We start from the raw sequence: 18,612 nt of genomic DNA on the forward strand, positions 1-18,612 counted from the left end.
GGTTACAGCTCCGGGATCTGGTTGATCAGCGCGCCACCGGCCGCGGCGTCGCGAGCGGTCTCGTAGGCGGCGGCGACCCGATACATCCGGTCGTCGGCCAGCGCGGGCGCCATAATTTGCAGGCCGACCGGCAGCCCGTCATCGGCGGCGAGCCCGCTCGGCACACTCATCGCGGCGTTGCCCGCGAGATTGGCCGGGATGGTGCACAGGTCGGCGAGATACATCGCCATGGGGTCGTCCACGCGCTCACCGATCTTGAACGCCGTGGTCGGCGTCGTCGGCGACACCAGGACGTCGACCTGCTCGTACGCGGCCGCGAAGTCGCGGGTGATGAGCGTGCGCACCTGCTGCGCCGAACCGTAGTAGGCGTCGTAATAGCCCGACGACAACGCGTAGGTGCCGATCATGATGCGCCGCTTCACCTCGGCACCGAAGCCCGCCTCCCGGGACATCGACATGACTTCCTCGGCACTGTGGTCGCCGTCATCGCCGACGCGCAGGCCATAACGCATCGCATCGAACCGCGCGAGGTTCGACGAGCACTCACTCGGCGCGATCAGGTAGTACGCCGGCAGCGCGTAGCGGAAGCTCGGGCAGGAAATCTCCACGACCTCGGCGCCGAGGTTCCGTAGCTGCTCCACGGCCGCCTGGAACGAGTCGAGCACTCCCTGCTGGTAGCCCTCACCGCTGAACTCGGTGACCACGCCGACCTTCACGCCAGTCAGGTCGCCGTTCGCCCCCTGTTTGGCGGCCTCGACCACGCTCGGCACTGGCGCGTTGATCGACGTCGAGTCCATTGGGTCGTGTCCGGCGATGACCTCGTGCAGCAGCGCCGCGTCCAGTACGGTGCGAGCGCACGGACCGGCCTGGTCCAGCGACGATGAGAACGCCACCAGGCCATAACGGGACACCCCGCCGTAGGTGGGCTTCACGCCGACGGTGCCGGTGACCGCACCCGGCTGCCGGATGGAACCACCGGTGTCGGTGCCGATCGCCAACGGCGCTTCGAACGACGCGATCGCGGCCGAGGACCCGCCACCCGAGCCGCCCGGGATGCGGCTGGTGTCCCACGGGTTGCGGGTGGGGCCGTACGCGGAGTTCTCGGTGGACGAGCCCATGGCGAACTCGTCCATGTTCGTCTTGCCGAGGATCGGCACGCCAGCCTCCCGCAGCTTGCGGGTGACGGTGGCGTCGTACGGCGGCAGCCAGCCCTCAAGCGTCTTCGAGCCGCAGGTGGTGGGCACGCCCTCCGTCGTCATGACGTCCTTGAGTGCGAGCGGCACGCCTGCCAGCGGCGACGCGAGCGGCTTGCCCGCCGCGACGTCGGCATCCACCTTGGCGGCGGCCGCCAGCGCGCCCTCGGCGTCGACGTGCAGGAAGGCGTTGAGCTGGTCGTCCACCTTGGTGATGCGGTCCAGGTGCGCCTGGGTCACGTCGACCGAGCTGACCTCACCGGCGTGGATGCGGGCCGCGAGCTCGGCGGCGGTCTGCTTGATCACGCTCACTGCTCCTCCCCCAGGATGCGCGGCACGCGGAAGCGGCCGTCCTCGGCGGCGGGCGCACCGGAGAGCGCCTGCTCCTGGGTCAGGCCCTGCCGCACCTCATCCTCGCGAAAGACGTTGGTCAGCTCGACGGCGTGCGACGTCGGCGGCACGTCTTGGTCCGTGCCAACAACCTCGCTGACCTTGGCGACGGATTCCAGGATCACGTCGAGCTGCGGGGCGAAGGTGTCGAGCTCTTCGTCGGTGACGCCGAGTCTCGCCAGCTTGGCGAGATGCGCGACCTCGTCACGTGAAATGTTGGGCACGCGGGTAACCCCCGAATGGTGCGGATCGTGTTGGGCTTGAGATGCCCGAGTCTATGGCGCGCCGCACGGAAGTCCGACGGCGGATCCATGCCAGCGTAACGGTCTGGAACAATTCGCTGCGGTAAACAGTATCCGATGGTTCGGACCCGCAAGCAGTCCTCGCCATCTAACGGTTCGGACCTGCAAGCAGTCCTCACCGTCTAACGGTTCGGACCTGCAAGCAGTCCTCACTCCAGGGAAGTGGTTCGCGTTGTCTTTTCTGATCCGGGTGCAGCTCCCGGACAGCCCAGGATCGCTTGGCGCGGTCGCTTCCGCGCTCGGCATGGTCGACGCGGACATCCTCAGCGTGGACGTCGTTGAGCGCTCAAGCGGGGTCGCCGTCGACGACCTTGTCGTCGACCTGCCCGCTGGCAGCCTGCCGGACGCCCTCATCACCGCGGCGGAGAGCGTGGAGGGCGTCGTCGTCGACGCCGTCCGCCCATACGCGGGTGTGCTCGACACCCACCGCGAACTGGAGCTGGTCGAGGAGATCGCGGGCAACCCGAAGGACGGGCTCGCGCTGCTCGCCGACGGTGTGCCCAGGATCATCCGATCGGGGTGGGCTCTCGTCGTCGGGCACCGGAACAACGAGGTGGTACGGCTAGCGGCGTCGAGCGCCGCCCCTGAGGCGCCGATCACCGAACTCCCCTGGCTACCACTCGAACGAGCGACAATTCTGGACGCCGAGGACGACTGGATTCCGTCCACTTGGCGTGAGCTGGGCACCGAGCTCGCCGCGACACCGCTGGGCAAGCCCGACCGCGCGTTGCTCGTCGGCAGGCCGGGCGGCCCGCAGTTCCGCGCCGCCGAGGTAGCGCGGCTGGCGCATCTGGCCGGGATCGTGTCCGTCGTCCTCGACGGCTGACCCCGCGCGACGTCAGCCCCCTGCGGCTCCATCCAACGCCCGGCGTAGCAGCGTCACCAACTGCGCCCTGTCCTCCGGCTCGTCGCTGAGCACTGCCTGCATCAGCAAGCCGCACAGCAGCACGCCGAGCATGCGCCCCGTCACCGGATCGGTGCGCTCGCTGAGCACGTCGGCCAACGCGAGGTCCCAGTCGACGGCGGCTTTGCGCAGCCCAGGCCGGTGCAGCGCGAGCGCGTAGAGGTTGTACTCGGCCATGGTGTCCTCGCGCTTGACGCTGACGGAGTCCATGACGAAGTCGGCCAGCGCCTCGGCCAGATCGGCGTCCGGTGGCAGTTGGTTCGCCCACTCGCGAAGCTGCTCGACGCTGCGGTCAGCCGCGTGATGCAGCGCGGCCGCGATGAGGTCGTCCAGGGTCGCGAAGTGATACGTCGTCGAGCCGAGCGGCACCTCGGCCGCGGCAGCCACCCTCCTATGGGTGAGCGCGTTGACCCCCTGCTCACCGATCACCTTGATGGCCGCTCGCGCGATGCGGCCCCGTCGGTCGGGATCGGTCGGGCCGCGCTGCCTGCGCTTTACGGGCACCTCGCTCGTCGTCATCGCTGTGTGCTTTCCCCTCCGTGTCCCTGAGTCATCCCTGCGAACACCAGTCAAAACCTTCCGCTCACCACCGTATCGCGCCCCAGATGTGGACGCCAGTACACATCTTGTGTACGGTTGTACGCATCTGATGCCAGCAACCACTGGAGGAACCAGCCCATGCGCGAGCTGTTCATCGACGGCCGCTGGGTCGACACGACGGGAACGTCACCGGCGCGCGTCGTCCTCAACCCGGCGACCGCCGCCGAACTGGCCACCGTCTGCGAGGCGGACGAGAAAGACGTCGACGCGGCCGTGGCCGCCGCCCGGCGTGCGTTTGACGACGGACCCTGGCGCGCGACGACCGCCCGGGAACGCGGTGAGCTGTTGCGCGAGATCGCGCGGCTGCTCCAGCGTGACAAAGAACACCTCGCCCGCACCGAAAGCCTGGACACCGGCAAGACGCTGACCGAAGGCAAGGTCGACGTCGACGACGTCACCGCCGTGTTCCGCTACTACGCCAACCTCGCCGACAATGAGGCGGGCCGGGTCGTCGACACCGGCGACGCGAGCGTCATCAGCCGCGTCGTGCACGAACCCGTCGGCGTCTGCTCGCTGATCGCGCCGTGGAACTACCCGCTGCTCCAGATGTCGTGGAAGCTCGCGCCAGCCCTCGCGGCGGGCAACACGGTCGTCATGAAGCCCAGCGAGGTCACCCCGCTCACCACGATCGAGCTGATGCGCCTCGTCGAGGAGGCGGGGGTGCCAGCGGGCGTAGTCAATCTAGTGCTCGGCGGCGGCGCCAACGTCGGCGCGCCGATGGTGTCCCACCCGGACGTCGACCTCGTCTCGTTCACCGGCGGACTGGAAACCGGCAAGAAGATCATGGCCATGGCCGCCGAGGGCGTGAAGCGCGTCGCGCTGGAGCTCGGCGGGAAGAACCCCAATGTCGTTTTCGCCGACGCCGACTTCGACACCGCCGTCGACTACGCACTCGCGGCGGCGTTCGCGCACTCCGGCCAGGTGTGCTCGGCGGGCTCGCGGCTGATCGTCGAGTCGAGCCTGCACGACGAGTTCGTGGCTGAGTTGGCGCGGCGCGCCGACGCGATCCGGCTCGGCGACGGCCTCGACCCCGCCACCGAGTGCGGCCCGCTGTCCTCCGCCGAGCACCGCGACAAGGTGGAGCGCCACATCGAGCAGGCCAAGGCCGAGGGCGCGCGGCTCGTCGTCGGCGGTCACCGTCCGACCGAGCCGGAGCTGGCCGATGGCTACTTCCTGCGGCCCACCGTGTTCGCCGACTGCGACCGCGAGATGCGTATCGTGCAGGACGAAGTGTTCGGGCCTGTCGTCACCGTCGAGCGGTTCGAGACCGAGGACGAGGCGATTCGGCTGGCCAACGACACCGACTACGGCCTTGCCGGGGCGGTGTGGACGTCCGATGCCTCGCGCGCGCAGCGGGTCGCCGGCGCACTGCGGCACGGCACCGTCTGGATCAACGACTTCCACCCCTACCTGCCACAGGCGGAGTGGGGCGGCTTCGGCAAGTCCGGCATTGGGCGCGAGCTCGGCCCGTCCGGGCTGGACGAGTACCGCGAAGCCAAGCACATCTACCAGAACATCCGTCCGGCGCCGATGCGCTGGTTCAAGGGCCCCGAGGCGAACACCGAAGGAGACGTGGCATGACTGAACACTTCGACTACGTCATCGTCGGCGGCGGCTCGGCGGGCTGCGTGCTCGCCAACCGGCTCTCCGCCGACCCAAACACCAGCGTGCTGGTGCTGGAAGCGGGCAGGCCGGACTGGATCTGGGACCCGTTCATTCATATGCCCGCCGCGCTGACCATGATCATCGGCAACCCGCTCTACGACTGGCGCTACGAGTCCGAGCCGGAGCCCTACATGGGCGGCCGCCGCGTCTACCACGGCCGGGGGAAGGTGCTCGGCGGGTCCAGCTCGATCAACGGCATGATCTTCCAACGCGGCAACCCGATGGACCTGGAACGCTGGGCGTCCGATCCGGGCATGAAGAACTGGGACTACGCGCACTGCCTGCCGTACTTCAAGAAGATGGAGACCACCCGAGCCGGTGGGGACGACTGGCGCGGCGACAGTGGCCCGCTGATCCTAGAGCGCGGCGAGGCGAAGAACCCGCTGTTCGGCGCATTCCTGTCGGCGGCGAAGCAGGCTGGTTACCCGTTGACGTCGGACGTCAACGGCTACCAGCAGGAGGGCTTCGCTCGCTTCGACCGCAACATCAACAACGGTCGCCGCTGGTCGTCGGCGCGGGCGTACTACCACCCGGTCAAGCGGCGCAAGAACCTCACGCTGCGCACCCTCGCGCACGTCAACCGGGTGCTGTTCGAGGGCAACCGCGCGGTCGGCGTCGAGTACCGCCGCGGCGGCGTGACCCGTACGGTGCGCGCTGGTGAGGTGATCCTCTCCGGTGGCGCGATCAACACCCCGCAGTTGTTGCAGCTCTCCGGCGTCGGCAACCCGGACGAGCTGCGCCGGTTCGGCATCGACGTCGTCAGCGGACTGCGCGGCGTCGGCGAGAACCTGCAGGACCACCTCGAGGCGTACGTGCAACACGCCTGCACCCAGCCGATCTCGTTCAACCCGGCGCTCAAGCTGCACAACCGGCCGAAGATCGGCGCGCAGTGGCTGTTCGGCCGCACCGGACCCGCCGCGACCAACCACTTCGAGGCAGGCGGCTTCGTGCGCGGCAACGACGATGTCGACTACCCCAATCTGATGTTCCACTTCCTGCCGATCGCGGTGCGTTACGACGGCACACCGGTGGACGCCGAACACGGCTATCAAGTCCACATCGGACCCATGTACTCCGACGTCCGCGGCACCGTCAAGATCAAGTCCACGAACCCGAAGCAGAAACCCGCGCTGCGGTTCAACTACCTCTCCACACCCAACGACCGCAGGGAATGGATCGAGGCGATCCACGTCGCCCGCGAAATCATGGCGCAGCCCGCGTTCGCGGAGTTCAATGGCGGCGAGATCTCACCCGGCCCCAGCGTGCGAAGCGACGCCGAGATCCTGGACTGGGTCGCCAAAGACGCCGAGACCGCCTACCACCCATCCTGCACGGCGAAGATGGGTATCGATGACATGTCGGTCGTCGACCCCGAATCCATGCGAGTGCACGGCACCGAAGGACTACGCGTCGTGGACGCCTCCGCCATGCCGTATCTGACCAACGGCAACATCTACGCCCCCGTGATGATGCTCGCCGAAAAAGCCGCCGACCTCATCCAGGGCAACACCCCACTCCCTCCCTCCACAGTGGACTATTACCGCCACCGAGAACAGGAGAAGTGACGAACCCATGAGTAGTAGCACTACCCCACCAACGGATGCGGCGACTACGGCCAAGCATCCAGAGGCGGCCGGTGCCGCCAAGGACCGCGCGTTGAAGCCGGTCGTGTTCTTCGGCTCGGCCGCCGTGATCCTCGCGATCTCGCTCTGGGCGATCATCACGCCGACGGGCGCGGCGGACGTCATCGGAACCGGCGTCGGGTGGATCTCGTCCTGGTTCGGCTGGTACTACTTCCTCGCGGCGACGCTTTTCCTGGTGTTCGTCATCTTCATCGCCGCGTCTCGCTACGGCAAGATCAAGCTCGGGCCGCAGCACTCGACGCCGGACTACAGCTTGTTCGCCTGGGGCGCGATGTTCTTCGCCGCCGGAATCGGCATCGACCTGGTGTTCTTCTCGGTGGCTGAGCCGGTGACGCACTACCTCGACCCACCGACCGGCAGCGCTGAAACCGTCGAAGCCGCGCGGCAGAGCGTGGTGTGGACGTTGTTCCACTACGGCATCACCGGATGGGCGATGTACGCGCTGATGGGCATGGGCCTCGGCTACTTCGCCTTCCGCCACCGGCTGCCACTCGCGATCCGCTCGGCGCTGTACCCGCTGATCGGCAAGCGCATCCACGGTCCCGTCGGTGACGGCGTCGATCTGGCCGCGATGCTCGGCACCATCTTCGGCATCGCGGTCTCGCTCGGCATCGGAGTCGTGCAGCTCAGCTACGGGTTGAACTTCATGTTCGACCTGCCGCAGGGCTTGCCGACCCAGATTGGGCTGATCGCGATCGCCGTGCTGATGGCGACCGTCTCCGCCGTCGCGGGTGTCGACAAAGGTATCCGGCGGGTGTCCGAGCTGAACGTTGTGCTCGCGATCGTGCTGATGGTCTACGTAGCGATCTTCGAGAGCCCGGTCCGGGTGCTCAACGCCCTCGTCATGAACATCGGCGACTACATCAGCCGCTTTCCCGGCATGACGCTGGACACCTTCGCCTACGACCAGCCGACGGCGTGGCTCAACTCGTGGACGCTGTTCTTCTGGGCCTGGTGGATCGCCTGGGCGCCGTTCGTCGGCATGTTCCTGGCGCGCATCTCGCGCGGCCGCACCATCCGGCAGTTCGTCGCTGCCACACTGATCGTGCCGTTCCTGTTCACGCTGGCGTTCCTGTCGGTGTTCGGCAACGCGGCACTACGACTGGTCCGCGGCGGCGACGCGGAGTTCGGCGAGACCGCGGTGTCCGCGCCGGAAGAAGGGTTCTTCGCGCTGCTCAGTCAGTACCCCGGCGTGACCTTCAGCGCGGGACTCGTGGTCCTCGTCGGGCTGCTGCTTTATGTGACGTCGGCCGACTCCGGCGCGCTGGTGATGGCGAACCTCAGCTCACACCTGCGCACGCCAACCACCGACGCCGCGCCGTGGCTGCGCGTGTTCTGGGCGGCGGCGACCGGCCTGCTCACGCTGGCGATGCTGCTGGTCGACGGCGTCAGCGCGCTGACGAACGCCACCATCATCATGGGGCTGCCGTTCTCGTTCGTGATGTTCCTGGTGATGTGGGGCCTCTACAAGGCACTGCGCAAGGAAGGCATCCGGGACGACGCGATGCTGTCCAGCCTGCCCGTCACGCTATCGGAGCGCACCATCGAGCCACGCGGCGTGCACCGCAGCTGGCGGCAGCGGCTGGCCAGGGTGATGAACTATCCGGGCAAGCGCGCGGCGCAGACGTTCGTCAACAACGTCGCTCGCCCCGCGTTCGAGGAAGTCGCCGAGGAGCTGCGCGCCCAGGGCGCCGACGCCACGGTGTCCGAAGGCCGCGACGACAGCGGTGTCGAACACATAAGCCTGACGGTGCCGATGGAGCCGGAGGAGACCTTCGTATACCGGGTGTGGCCGCGCGAGGTGCCGACGCCGTCGTTCGCGATGCGGTCGGTCACCGATGACACGTACTTCCGGTTCGAGGTGTACCTCGCCGAAGGCGGCCAGGGCTACGACGTCCTGGGCTACGGCAAGGACCAGCTCATCGGCGACATCCTGGACCAGTACGAACGGCACCTGGAGTTCCTGCGGCTACACCGCGAGATCGGCGGTGTGACCCTACCCGAGCCGAGCTGACCCGGCTCGGCTGTCTCGGCTGGCTCATCCGGGAACCCCGAACCCGGGCGAGCTGACCGGGCACCGATCCAGCCCACCCCGGCTGGACGCGCTCCCCGCGCACAAAACGACGCCCCTGCCGCGCACCCTGCGGCGGGGGCGTCGTCGCATCAACCGCCAACGTCGAGACCGAACGCGACCAGCTGCACACCAGGGGCCGGTTGCCAGTCTCGTTCGGGCAGGCGAACGAAGCCAAGTCTGTGGTAGAGCCGAATGGCCTTGGCGTTCTCATCGATGACGCAGAGCACCACCCTGTGGCAGCCAAGCTCACGCGCCCGGTCGATGACGGCCCGAGTCAGCAGCTCACCAACACCCCTGCCGCGCGCGGCGACCGACGTCGACAGCATCCGGAACTCCAGCTCGCCGTCCCGAGCGATCTGCGACATCGGCGTCCCGCTCGGCGCGACCGTCACCGTACCGAGAATGGTGTCGTCACCGTCGACCGCGACCAGCAGTTCTGCCTGCTCATACCGGCTCGCCGCGTCGCGCAAGACCGGCTCGTAGTGGCTGTCGTCGTCAAGCAGCCCCTCAGCTCGATAGGCCGCGACGGCGATCTCAGCGGTGGCTTCCACCTCATCGCGGCGCGCGGACCGGACCGAGATGTCAGCGCCAACAGTTCGGACCTGCGAGCAGTCCTCAGCGTCTACGGTTCGGACCTGCGAGCAGTCCTCAGCGTCTACGGTTCGGACCTGCGAGCAGTCCTCACGCATCCTCCGCCACCTCCGCGACCTTCCGCGCGGCTTCCGGTCCCTGGTCGAGCAGCACGCGGAAGCCATCCTCGTCAAGTACCGGCACCTTGAGCGAGACGGCCTTGTCATACTTCGACCCTGGCGCGTCGCCCACCACGACGAATGCGGTCTTCTTCGACACCGACCCCGCGGCTTTGCCGCCACGAGCCATGATGGCTTCCTTAGCCTCATCGCGGGAGAAGGTGGGCAGCGAACCGGTCACCACAATCGACAAACCCTCCAGGTGGCGCGGGATGGACTCGTCCCGTTCGTCGGCCATCCGCACCCCGGACTCCGCCCACTTGCGCACGACCTCGCGATGCCAGTCGACGGCGAACCATTCCTTGACCGCACGCGCGATCGCGGGACCGACACCATCCACATTGGCCAGTTCTTCCTCGTCGGCCTTCTCGATCTCCGGTATGGAGCCGAACTCGCGCGCCAATGCCTGCGCCGCGGTCGGCCCGACATGGCGTATCGACAAGCCGACAAGGACCTTCCAGAGTGGACGGTTCTTGGCGTCGTGCAGGTTGGCAAGCAACCGCTCGCCGTTGGCCGACAACTCGCCTGCCTTGGTGCGGAACAGTTCGACCGTCTTCAGCGTCTCGGCATCAAGATCGAACAGGTCACCCTCGTCACCAATCGCCTCGGAATTCACCAGCGCCGACGCGGCCTCGTAACCGAGCCCCTCGATGTCGAACGCACCCCTGCTGCCGATGTGGAACAGCCGCTCGCGCCGCTGCGCCGGACAGTACTGGGTGTTCGGGCACCGGATGTCGGCGTCGCCCTCCTTCTCGTAGCGCAGCGTAGTGCCGCACTCCGGACACTCGGTGGGCATGACGAACTCGCGCTCCTCGCCGGTGCGGATGTCCACCACCGGCCCCAACACCTCGGGAATGACATCGCCCGCCTTGCGAATCACCACGCGATCGCCGATCAACACGCCTTTGCGCTTGACCTCGTTCGCGTTGTGCAGCGTCGCCATGGCAACCGTGGACCCGGCGACCTTGACCGGCTCCATCACCGCGAATGGCGTGACCCGACCAGTCCGGCCGACGTTGACGCGAATGTCCAGCAGCGTCGTCATCGCCTCTTCAGGTGCGTACTTGTACGCGATGGCCCAGCGCGGCGCTCGCGACGTCGAACCGAGCCTGCGCTGCAACGGCACCTCGTCGATCTTGATAACGATGCCGTCGATCTCGTGTTGCGCGTCGTGCCGACGGTCATCCCAGTAGGCGATGTGCTCGAACAACTCGTCGCGCGTGGCGAGGACCTTGGTGTGCGGCGAGACCGGCAACCCCCAGGCCGCCAACGCCTCGTACGCCTCCGACTGGCGCTGCGGCTCGAAGCCGTCCCGCCGCCCGATGCCGTGACAGATCAGCCGCAGCGGCCTGCTCGCGGTGATCCTCGGGTCCTTCTGCCGCAGCGATCCAGCGGCCGTGTTACGCGGGTTCGCGAACGGCGGTTTGCCCGCTTCGACTAGTTTCGCGTTCAGCTCCACGAAGTCGTCGACGCGGAAGAACACCTCACCACGAACCTCAAGGACATCCGGAACGAGGAACTTGTCGCTCTCGGTGAGCCGTAGCGGCACGTCGTCCATAGTGCGGACGTTGAACGTGACGTCCTCGCCGGTTCGACCATCGCCCCTGGTCAGCGCCCTAGTGAGGCGCCCCTTCTCGTAGAGCAAGTTGATCGCGAGGCCGTCGATCTTGAGCTCGCACAGGTAGTGCACGCCGGAGCCAACCTCGCGCTCCACCCGATCGAGCCACGCGCTGAGCTCGTCCGAGTCGAAGGTGTTGTCCAGGCTGAGCATGCGTTCGAGATGGTCGTACGTCTCGAACTCGGTGGAGTACGTGCCGCCGACCCGCTGCGTCGGCGAATCCGGGGTGACCAGCGCCGGATACTCCTTCTCGATGCGCTCGAGTTCAGCCATCATGGCGTCGAACTCGGCATCGGAGATGGTCGGCGTCTCCACGTAGTACCGGAACTGGTGGACCTGGATCTCCTCGGCCAGCTCGGCATGGCGCTCCCGCACGTCGGCGGGAACGTTCTCGACCCCCTCGGCCGTTACAGCCTCAACTTCCTCGCTCACGACACCAGGTTAGCCAGCACCACCGACATCCTCTTCCCCCGTACCGCCCTCATCAAGACGGTGCACCAGGTCACGCAGGTCCAGCAGCGTGATGGCGTTCTCAGGGGTGTTGTCCGCCGTCTCGACCCTGCCCAGCCACCGCGCGGCCAGCCGCTCTCCCAGCGTCGCGTCCAGTGGTAGAAACGTCAGTGCCTCCCGGTCGCGAGGCTCCAGCTCGACCAGGTCGGGGTGGTGGACGGCGACGTCGACGGTGCCGCTCGGCTCATCGACCTGCGCGACGATCCGGACGTCGGCGAGCGCGATCCGGTGCGCGCCTAGGTTGACCGTGACCTCACTCGGGTCGGGCACTGGTGGCACCGAATCGTGGTACTCCCAAATGGCGTCCTCCGGCGGGGCCGCGGCGAGCCAGGCATCGGTGAAAGGCCGCAGGGCGGGGTCCTCCTGGCCCGTGACCACGAGCGCATAGATCGCACGTTGCCCGCGATCGACAGAGAACTGCAGGTCCGGGTGCATCGCGGCGACGGCTTCGGTCAAGTCGTGCTCGAATCGCTGCGGCTCACGGTCACCCAGCGCGGCGCTGATGTCGGTCAGCAGCTCTTGCCAGCGCCGCCAGAACTCCCTCGCGGCCTGCTCAGGATCCCCCGGGCGCTCGTCGATGATCTCGGGTCGCCGGAACCGTCGGAACCATCCCATGACCGCCCACCGTACGCGCTGGCGACGTCAGCCGTGGGCGGAACGGACGAAGTCATGTCAGTAGCGAGGAACATGGCGTCCGGAGCGGGGGACACGACGTCGAGAACGGGGGACACGACGGGGTGGTTACCAGGACTCCGGGGGCTCCGCGAAGGCGTGACCGAGATCGCGGGTGAGTGCGAGCGCGCGGCGCAACCACGTGTCGCTGGCACCCGCGAGGCCGCAGGTTGGCGTCGGGACGGCCTGATCACGCAGGATCGTCCGGCTGAAACCTATGCGGTCCACCAGCCGCAACGCGGGCTCGGCGAGACCATGCAGCTCGACCCGCTCCGCCGGGTTGATCGCGGGAACCAGCCCGAGCAGGAACGCCAGGCCGCTGTCCCATGCCTCACCGATCGCGTCCAATGTGGTCGCCGGCGCGCCGTCGAGCAGCGTCGCGTCGATCGCGATGGCACCGGCACCCGCACCCGCCATCAGACCGATCGGCGGACGGCGCGCGCAGCAATGCACGATCACAGGCGTGCCGGTCGCGTTCGCGCAGCCGTCGATCACTGACGTAAGTAGCGACTGCGCCTCCGGTTCCGGTACCGACGGCACCGTGCCGTATCCCGACGCCGTCGGCAGCGTGCCCGCTAGCACGTCTGGCAGCGTCGGCTCGTCGAGCTGCACCACGATCGCCGAGCCGGTGCGCGCGGCCAGCTCCTTGACGTGCGTCGTGACGCCCTCGATGAGCGACTGGCTGAACTCGCGCACCGCGCCGTGGTCGGTGAGCACCCGGTGGCCACGCGGCAGCTCGATGCCTGCCGCGAGCGACCACGGCCCCGCCACCTGCGTCTTGATCACCTTAGGACTACCCGCCGTGTGTGCGGCGCGCTCGATGGCGTCGAGGTCCCAGCGATGCAGGTCCTGGGCGCGACGGTGCTCGCGGCCCGGGCGCGACGTCACCCGATACCCGGTCGGCACCGACTCGACCGCAAGGTCCACGAGCAGCGCCGCGCTCCTGCCGATCAGGTCGGCACCGAAGCCGCGGTCGGGCAGCTCAGGCACATGAGGAAACTCGGGCAGCTCACCGAACACGGTCGCGGCGGCGTCCGCGCTGTCCGTGCCCGGCATCGAACCGATACCGGTCGCCGCTGTCACCGGCCAGGGAAACTCAGGCATGCCTCTAGTGTCTCGCGTGTGGCCGGAGGTAGCGCGGTGGGCACGCCCTCACGCCGCGGTCGACGCGATCTTCGCCGCGCCAAGCACCAGGTCGCCGCCGGAGTCCTCCCTGTAGAGCACGATCGTCTGCCCCGGCGCGACGCCCTTCAGCGGCTCCCGAAGCCGCACTCGGACGCCGTCGTCCACGCACTCCGCGACCGCGGGAGCGGTGCCACCGTGGGCACGGACCTGCACCACGCACTCGGTGGGGCCGTCGAGCGATCGCTCGCTCGGCCACACCGGACGGTCGGCGTCGATCGACGTCACGCCCAGCTTGTCCCCCGAGCCGACCGTGACGGTGCCGGACACCGGCTCAAGGCTGAGCACGTACCGAGGACGGCCATCCGGCGCGGGCGCCTCGATGCCGAGTCCCTTGCGCTGGCCGACGGTGAAGCCGTGCACGCCGGTGTGCTCACCCAGCACCGCGCCGGTCTCGTCGTCCACGAGCTGACCCGGCCGCGAGCCGAGCCGTGACTCAAGGAAACCCTTGGTGTCGCCGTCGGGAATGAAGCAGATGTCGTGACTGTCCGGCTTGCCTGCCACCATCAGCCCACGACGTTCCGCCTCGGCACGCACCTCGGACTTCTCCGAGTCGCCCAGCGGGAACATCGAATGCCGCAACTGTTCCGGCGTCAGCGACGCGAGCACGTAGGACTGGTCCTTGCCCCCGTCAGCGCTACGTCGCAGCTCAGGCACGCCGTCGACCATCGTCAGCCGCGCGTAGTGGCCCGTGGCGACCGCGTCGAAGCCGAGCGCCATCGCCTTCTCGAGCAACGCCTCGAACTTGATCTTCTCGTTGCACGTCACGCACGGGTTCGGTGTCCTGCCCGCCGCGTACTCGCCGACGAACGTCTCGATGACGTCCTCGCGGAACCGCTCCGCGAAGTCCCACACGTAGAACGGAATGCCGAGCAGGTCAGCGACCCGGCGTGCGTCACGGGAGTCCTCGATCGTGCAGCACCCCCGCGCACCAGTGCGCAGCGTGCCCGGCTTGGCCGACAACGCCAGGTGCACCCCGACGACGTCGTGGCCAGCATCAACCGCCCGCGCCGCCGCGACGGCGGAGTCCACACCGCCGCTCATCGCGGCGAGCACCTTCAGCTTCGTCATGCGCGTACCCCCACGGCGTCGCTCTGCTTCCCGGTCAGGCCCGCCTTGCGGGCGCGTGCGACGACCCCGCCGATCTCCGCGAGCAACGCGTCGACGTCTTCCTTGGTCGAGGTGTGGCCGAGCGAGAACCGCAGCGACCCGCGCGCGGAGGACTCATCGACACCCATCGCGAGCAGCACGTGGCTGGGCTGCGCCACCCCCGCGGTGCAGGCCGAGCCGGTGGAACACTCGATTCCCTTGGCGTCGAGCAGCATCAGCAGGCTGTCGCCCTCGCAGCCGGGGAAGCTGAAGTGGGCGTTGCCCGCGAGCCGCTGGTCGCTGTCGAGCGGCGCACCGTTGAGGACGGCGTCGTCCACCTGCTCCAGCACCCCGTTCACCAGCGCGTTCCGCAGGGCGCTCAGATCGGCGACACGCCCTGCGATGTCGGTGGTGGCCTCCTGAACCGCGGTCGCGAAGGCGTGCACACCGGGGACGTCGAGGGTGCCTGACCGCACGTCGCGCTCCTGCCCACCGCCGTGCAACAACGGGGTGCACTCGACGTCGCGGGCCAACAGCAGCGCGCCGACACCGTACGGGCCACCGAGCTTGTGGCCGGTCAGTGTGAGCGCGCTCGCCCCGCTGGCGGCGAAATCGATGTCGACCGCGCCAACGGCCTGCACCGCGTCGGTGTGCAGCGGGACGTCGAACTCCGCGCAGACCTCCGCGATGTCCGCGATGCGATTGACGGTGCCGACCTCGTTGTTCGCCCACATGACGGTGGCAAGCGCCACGTCGTCCGGGTTGGTCTCGATCGCGGCGCGGACGGCCTCCGGCAGCACCTGGCCGGTTGTGTCCACCGGCAGCCAGGTGATCTCGGCGCCCGCGTGCTCGGCGAGCCACTCGACGCTGTCCAGCACGGCGTGATGCTCCACGGACGACACCAGCACCCTGGTGCGGGCGGGGTCGGCCTTACGGCGTGCCCAGTAGATGCCCTTGACGGCGATGTTGTCGCTTTCGGTGCCCCCACCGGTGAACAGCACCTCGGACGGCCGCGCGCCCAGTGCCTCGGCGATGGCCTCGCGGGCCTCCTCCACCCTGCGCCGCGAGCGCCTGCCCGAGGAATGCAGCGACGAGGCGTTGCCGGTGTCCGACAGCGCCTCGGTCATCGCCGCAATGGCGCGTGGCGACATCGGTGTCGTCGCCGCGTGGTCAAGGTAGGTCATCGCCATTCAAGGGTAACCGGGACGACCAGACGCCGGTGCGTGGTGCGCTGAATGACGCCTTCCCTGCGCTGGGCGCGGCGAACGACGCTTTCACTGCACCGAACGCGGCGAAGGGGAACCGGCATTTGGTTACACACTCGTGACCTGCGGGTCCGTTCTAACGGGCCGGACGCGTAGGGTGCCACGCCCCGAACAACGACGGCGCGGCCGGGGCTGTCGCTGTGCCCCGGCCGCGCCGTGTCAGATCCCGTCCCGTCAGGTGTCGAGGTTCCACGCGTGTGGGCTGTCAGGACTGTCCAGCCACACACGTTGTGTGGTAGGCGTGGCTGTCAGGCCGAACCGGTGCCAGACGGGGGCACCCATCGCCCGCCACTCGTCGTACGCGTGTTCCACGTCGGCCCACAGGTCACGCGGCCCTGCCGAGCGCACCCGGTACCGCCCCGACTCGTCGGCCGCCCGGTCCACCGAGGACCACGACCCGTCCCGGTTGGTCAGACACGTTGCGGTAGGCGTGCCGTCGTCAACCGTGAGGGTGTGCAGCGTTCCCGGTGGTAGCCGGAACTGAGCCAGGAACCGAAACCCGCCGTCTAGCTCCACCGGGTTCACGGTCGAGGTCCGTTCCTCACCTTGCGACCGGTCCACGGTGGGCCAGGCGTGCCCGACGCTGGCCGCGTCGTGCCGTAGCGCCATGAACCGCCCGTACCAGTCGAGGAACTTCCCTTCCGCCACCGGTTCGTCACCCCGTCGCAGTAGAACGAGGTTGCCCGCGCTCAACTGGCCTTCCACGTCCACCAGGATGAGACCACCAGGCGCGGTCTGTTCGATCCATTCCGGGGGAATGGCTGCCACCGAACAGGTTGCGATGATCCGGTCATACGGCGCGTGCTCGGGCAGCCCCCCGCTTCCGTCCACGGCACGGAGAACGGGCCGGTATCCCATCGTGGCGAGCCGCTCGGCCGCCGCGTCCACCAGTTCGGGCCGAAGGTCGATCGAGAACACCCGATCCGCCCCGAGCCGGTGTGACAGCAACGCCGCGTTGTACCCGGTGCCGGTGCCGACCTCCAACACCCGGTGTCCGTCGCGCACGTCCAGCGCTTCCAGCATCCGAACCATGAGGTCCGGTTTCGTGCTGGACGACACCGGAACCTGACGGCCGGATGAGTCGGCCACGACGGCGGTAATCAACGTGGTGTCCGAGTACACCCGGTCAAGCCATGCCCGGCGCGATGCATCATCGTCGGGCGTGACCAGTCGATACGTTGTGCCCTCCTGTTCGTAGTACCGGGGAACCAACTCGTGACGCGGCACGCCGCACACGGCGGCCCGCCATTCCGCCGTGTGCAGGTCACCGTCTGCGGTCAGCTTGTCGGCCAGGGCTTCCGCGCGGGCCTGCCACTGGTCGGTCACGTCGGTTCGCCTTGCGCGAGAAGGTCCACCAGCGTGTCCGTGAGCGGAACACCGGTCCGGGATTCCAGCCACCCGTATTGCCCGCCAGGGTTGGACTCCAAAAGAACCCATTCCCCGGACGGGGTAATAACGAAATCGAACGCCGAATACGTGATACGGAACTCGGCCATGAACGCCCGTAGTCCCTTTTCCACGTCTGACGGCACGGCCAGAACACCATAGGACAAGGCGTCGTGGTCCGACCGCCAATCGATGTGACTGGCCTCGCTGCCCGCGTAGATGCCAACGGCGAACATCTTGTCACCGATGACCACCACGCGTGCTTCGTGGTCCTTCTCCACCCAATCCTGAATCTGGTGAAGGGTCACGTTGATTCCGCGAAGGTCGGACAAATCCTCGTCGGTGAGCCGCCGAGTGAAACCGATCTTCCGAACGCCTTCCTCCAAAACCCGACTGGTACCCAACGCCTTGTTGATGACACCAGTCTTGCTGTCCTTGGCGAACCGTTGAACGGCGTCGGGATCGTTGGAAATCAGCGTGCGTGACACGGTGAGTCCGCACCGGGCAGCAACGGCGAGTTGCAACGGCTTGTACACCGCATCGGCCGCCCGGTTCGGATGGTTGACCCAACACAACGGCAAAGACGAGAGCACCCCACCGAAACCCAACTTAGCTTCCCGGTTGGCGTGCTCGCGCTCGGCCCGGCTCATGCCCTCGGGGAACTCGAACGCCGTAGGGCTCCGATACCAGGCCGAGCGGAGCGATTCCAGCGCCACCGACCGGTGCGGGGTCCGCAGTTCCCCGACCCACCGTCCGCCGTCCAACTCGGCGTCCACGGTGAGCTGTTGCGGGAACCAACTCGTGTCGATCCGCAACACCGGCACGCTGCGCTCATTGAGTTTGAGCACAACCTGATCCGCGCTCCGGTCGAAATCCTGAGCGAAGATAAGGACTGTCATACCTGCACCGGGTAATCCGGGGCGAAGTCATTTCCCCAGTCCTCGGACGGCCCCTCGTCGCCGTCGTTGTCGGTGATGGACGACCATTCCATGTTCGGAGACAGCTTCACCATCGGGGTTTCGCTGCCATCGTCGGAAACCGACACCTGCTGATCGTGGCTGTACTCGTACGCCGGAACAACCGGCTCCGGCATCGCGCGGACGTGCCGCAGGCCGAACGGGCGCGTGTCCGGCGCGGACGGGGTTTCGGTGTTGTCCACCGTCGCCAGACCCGGCCGAGTCAACGGGAATTGCGCGCTCACCGGGGCGAGCGGGTCATCATAGAAACGCATCGCTTCCGTTGTCGTCATTACCCTTGTTTCCTTTCCTTATTGTCGAACACGTTGCGTGTTCGATCGGGCACTGTTAGTACATCGTAGGGACCGTGGCCGCGCCGCCACAAGGGATTGCCTGGCTGTTCGGCGCGGCTCC

Annotated in this window: 16 protein-coding genes; 4 read left to right on the forward strand and 12 right to left on the reverse strand. The window is 67.8% G+C overall.

The window, feature by feature from the left end; all coding sequences use genetic code 11:
• Positions 1–2: 2 nt before the first annotated feature.
• On the reverse strand, positions 3–1,505 hold the full coding sequence (gatA, locus tag ACFQGD_RS22850; RefSeq protein ID WP_345393958.1) for an Asp-tRNA(Asn)/Glu-tRNA(Gln) amidotransferase subunit GatA: 1,503 nt from the start codon (positions 1,503–1,505) through the stop codon (positions 3–5).
• The gene (gatC, locus tag ACFQGD_RS22855) at positions 1,502–1,807 is read right to left on the reverse strand and encodes an Asp-tRNA(Asn)/Glu-tRNA(Gln) amidotransferase subunit GatC (protein WP_345393961.1); all 306 of its coding nucleotides are present in this window, start codon (positions 1,805–1,807) and stop codon (positions 1,502–1,504) included. Before gatC ends, gatA begins: the two co-directional genes overlap by 4 nt.
• A gap of 250 nt (positions 1,808–2,057) precedes the next feature.
• On the opposite strand from gatC, the gene ACFQGD_RS22860 reads away from it, so the two are divergent.
• On the forward strand, positions 2,058–2,711 hold the full coding sequence (locus tag ACFQGD_RS22860; RefSeq protein WP_345393963.1) for an ACT domain-containing protein: 654 nt from the start codon (positions 2,058–2,060) through the stop codon (positions 2,709–2,711).
• Between the two features lie 12 nt (positions 2,712–2,723).
• On the opposite strand, the gene ACFQGD_RS22865 is transcribed toward ACFQGD_RS22860, so the two are convergent.
• Positions 2,724–3,308 carry a TetR/AcrR family transcriptional regulator gene (locus tag ACFQGD_RS22865; RefSeq protein WP_345393966.1) on the reverse strand — a complete coding sequence of 195 codons (585 nt, stop codon included), beginning with the start codon at positions 3,306–3,308 and terminating at the stop codon, positions 2,724–2,726.
• 159 nt (positions 3,309–3,467) lie between these two features.
• Here ACFQGD_RS22865 and ACFQGD_RS22870 point away from each other — a divergent pair, with 159 nt between their 5' ends.
• Genes ACFQGD_RS22870 through betT form a run of 3 tightly spaced genes read left to right on the forward strand, consistent with a single transcriptional unit; the run spans position 3,468 to position 8,711 of the window.
• The gene (locus ACFQGD_RS22870) at positions 3,468–4,970 is read left to right on the forward strand and encodes an aldehyde dehydrogenase family protein (protein ID WP_345393969.1); all 1,503 of its coding nucleotides are present in this window, start codon (positions 3,468–3,470) and stop codon (positions 4,968–4,970) included.
• Positions 4,967–6,619 carry a choline dehydrogenase gene (gene betA, locus ACFQGD_RS22875; protein WP_345393972.1) on the forward strand — a complete coding sequence of 551 codons (1,653 nt, stop codon included), beginning with the start codon at positions 4,967–4,969 and terminating at the stop codon, positions 6,617–6,619. The genes ACFQGD_RS22870 and betA overlap by 4 nt, the downstream gene beginning before the upstream one ends.
• A gap of 7 nt (positions 6,620–6,626) precedes the next feature.
• On the forward strand, positions 6,627–8,711 hold the full coding sequence (betT, locus tag ACFQGD_RS22880; protein ID WP_345393975.1) for a choline BCCT transporter BetT: 2,085 nt from the start codon (positions 6,627–6,629) through the stop codon (positions 8,709–8,711).
• 149 nt (positions 8,712–8,860) lie between these two features.
• On the opposite strand, the gene ACFQGD_RS22885 is transcribed toward betT, so the two are convergent.
• From ACFQGD_RS22885 to tgmA, 9 genes are all read right to left on the reverse strand, one after another.
• Entirely contained in the window at positions 8,861–9,460 is a 600-nt protein-coding gene (locus ACFQGD_RS22885; protein WP_345393978.1) for a GNAT family N-acetyltransferase, read from the reverse strand.
• Entirely contained in the window at positions 9,453–11,570 is a 2,118-nt protein-coding gene (gene ligA, locus ACFQGD_RS22890; protein WP_345393981.1) for an NAD-dependent DNA ligase LigA, read from the reverse strand. Before ligA ends, ACFQGD_RS22885 begins: the two co-directional genes overlap by 8 nt.
• 9 nt (positions 11,571–11,579) lie before the next feature.
• Positions 11,580–12,263 (reverse strand): hypothetical protein, encoded by a 684-nt coding sequence (locus ACFQGD_RS22895; protein ID WP_345393984.1) that lies wholly within the window; start codon positions 12,261–12,263, stop codon positions 11,580–11,582.
• Between the two features lie 126 nt (positions 12,264–12,389).
• Positions 12,390–13,424 (reverse strand): uroporphyrinogen decarboxylase/cobalamine-independent methonine synthase family protein, encoded by a 1,035-nt coding sequence (locus ACFQGD_RS22900; RefSeq protein ID WP_345393987.1) that lies wholly within the window; start codon positions 13,422–13,424, stop codon positions 12,390–12,392.
• Between the two features lie 48 nt (positions 13,425–13,472).
• On the reverse strand, positions 13,473–14,564 hold the full coding sequence (gene mnmA / locus ACFQGD_RS22905; protein WP_345394396.1) for a tRNA 2-thiouridine(34) synthase MnmA: 1,092 nt from the start codon (positions 14,562–14,564) through the stop codon (positions 13,473–13,475).
• 5 nt (positions 14,565–14,569) lie between these two features.
• Positions 14,570–15,775 carry a cysteine desulfurase family protein gene (locus ACFQGD_RS22910; RefSeq protein ID WP_345393990.1) on the reverse strand — a complete coding sequence of 402 codons (1,206 nt, stop codon included), beginning with the start codon at positions 15,773–15,775 and terminating at the stop codon, positions 14,570–14,572.
• 255 nt (positions 15,776–16,030) lie between these two features.
• On the reverse strand, positions 16,031–17,182 hold the full coding sequence (gene tgmC, locus ACFQGD_RS22915) for an ATP-grasp peptide maturase system methyltransferase (protein WP_345393993.1): 1,152 nt from the start codon (positions 17,180–17,182) through the stop codon (positions 16,031–16,033).
• Positions 17,179–18,141, reverse strand: coding sequence for an ATP-grasp ribosomal peptide maturase (gene tgmB / locus ACFQGD_RS22920; protein ID WP_345393996.1), 963 nt, complete (start codon positions 18,139–18,141; stop codon positions 17,179–17,181). Before tgmB ends, tgmC begins: the two co-directional genes overlap by 4 nt.
• Entirely contained in the window at positions 18,138–18,491 is a 354-nt protein-coding gene (gene tgmA, locus ACFQGD_RS22925) for a putative ATP-grasp-modified RiPP (protein ID WP_345393999.1), read from the reverse strand. Before tgmA ends, tgmB begins: the two co-directional genes overlap by 4 nt.
• Between the last annotated feature and the right edge of the window lie 121 nt (positions 18,492–18,612).

The sequence above is a fragment of the Haloechinothrix salitolerans genome (assembly GCF_042662605.1).
GTDB classification, from domain to species: Bacteria; Actinomycetota; Actinomycetes; order Mycobacteriales; family Pseudonocardiaceae; genus Haloechinothrix_A; species Haloechinothrix_A salitolerans.

What these genes read in the sequence shown, in the direction of transcription:
- ACFQGD_RS22900 (WP_345393987.1), bottom strand. Translation starts at nt 13,424, where the DNA reads ATGCCTGAGTTTCCCTGGCCGGTGACAGCGGCGACCGGTATCGGTTCG.
- ACFQGD_RS22870 (WP_345393969.1), top strand. Translation starts at nt 3,468, where the DNA reads ATGCGCGAGCTGTTCATCGACGGCCGCTGGGTCGACACGACGGGAACG.
- betA (WP_345393972.1), top strand. Translation starts at nt 4,967, where the DNA reads ATGACTGAACACTTCGACTACGTCATCGTCGGCGGCGGCTCGGCGGGC.
- ACFQGD_RS22885 (WP_345393978.1), bottom strand. Translation starts at nt 9,460, where the DNA reads ATGCGTGAGGACTGCTCGCAGGTCCGAACCGTAGACGCTGAGGACTGC.
- betT (WP_345393975.1), top strand. Translation starts at nt 6,627, where the DNA reads ATGAGTAGTAGCACTACCCCACCAACGGATGCGGCGACTACGGCCAAG.
- ACFQGD_RS22895 (WP_345393984.1), bottom strand. Translation starts at nt 12,263, where the DNA reads ATGGGATGGTTCCGACGGTTCCGGCGACCCGAGATCATCGACGAGCGC.
- ACFQGD_RS22865 (WP_345393966.1), bottom strand. Translation starts at nt 3,308, where the DNA reads ATGACGACGAGCGAGGTGCCCGTAAAGCGCAGGCAGCGCGGCCCGACC.
- tgmA (WP_345393999.1), bottom strand. Translation starts at nt 18,491, where the DNA reads ATGACGACAACGGAAGCGATGCGTTTCTATGATGACCCGCTCGCCCCG.
- tgmB (WP_345393996.1), bottom strand. Translation starts at nt 18,141, where the DNA reads ATGACAGTCCTTATCTTCGCTCAGGATTTCGACCGGAGCGCGGATCAG.
- ACFQGD_RS22910 (WP_345393990.1), bottom strand. Translation starts at nt 15,775, where the DNA reads ATGACCTACCTTGACCACGCGGCGACGACACCGATGTCGCCACGCGCC.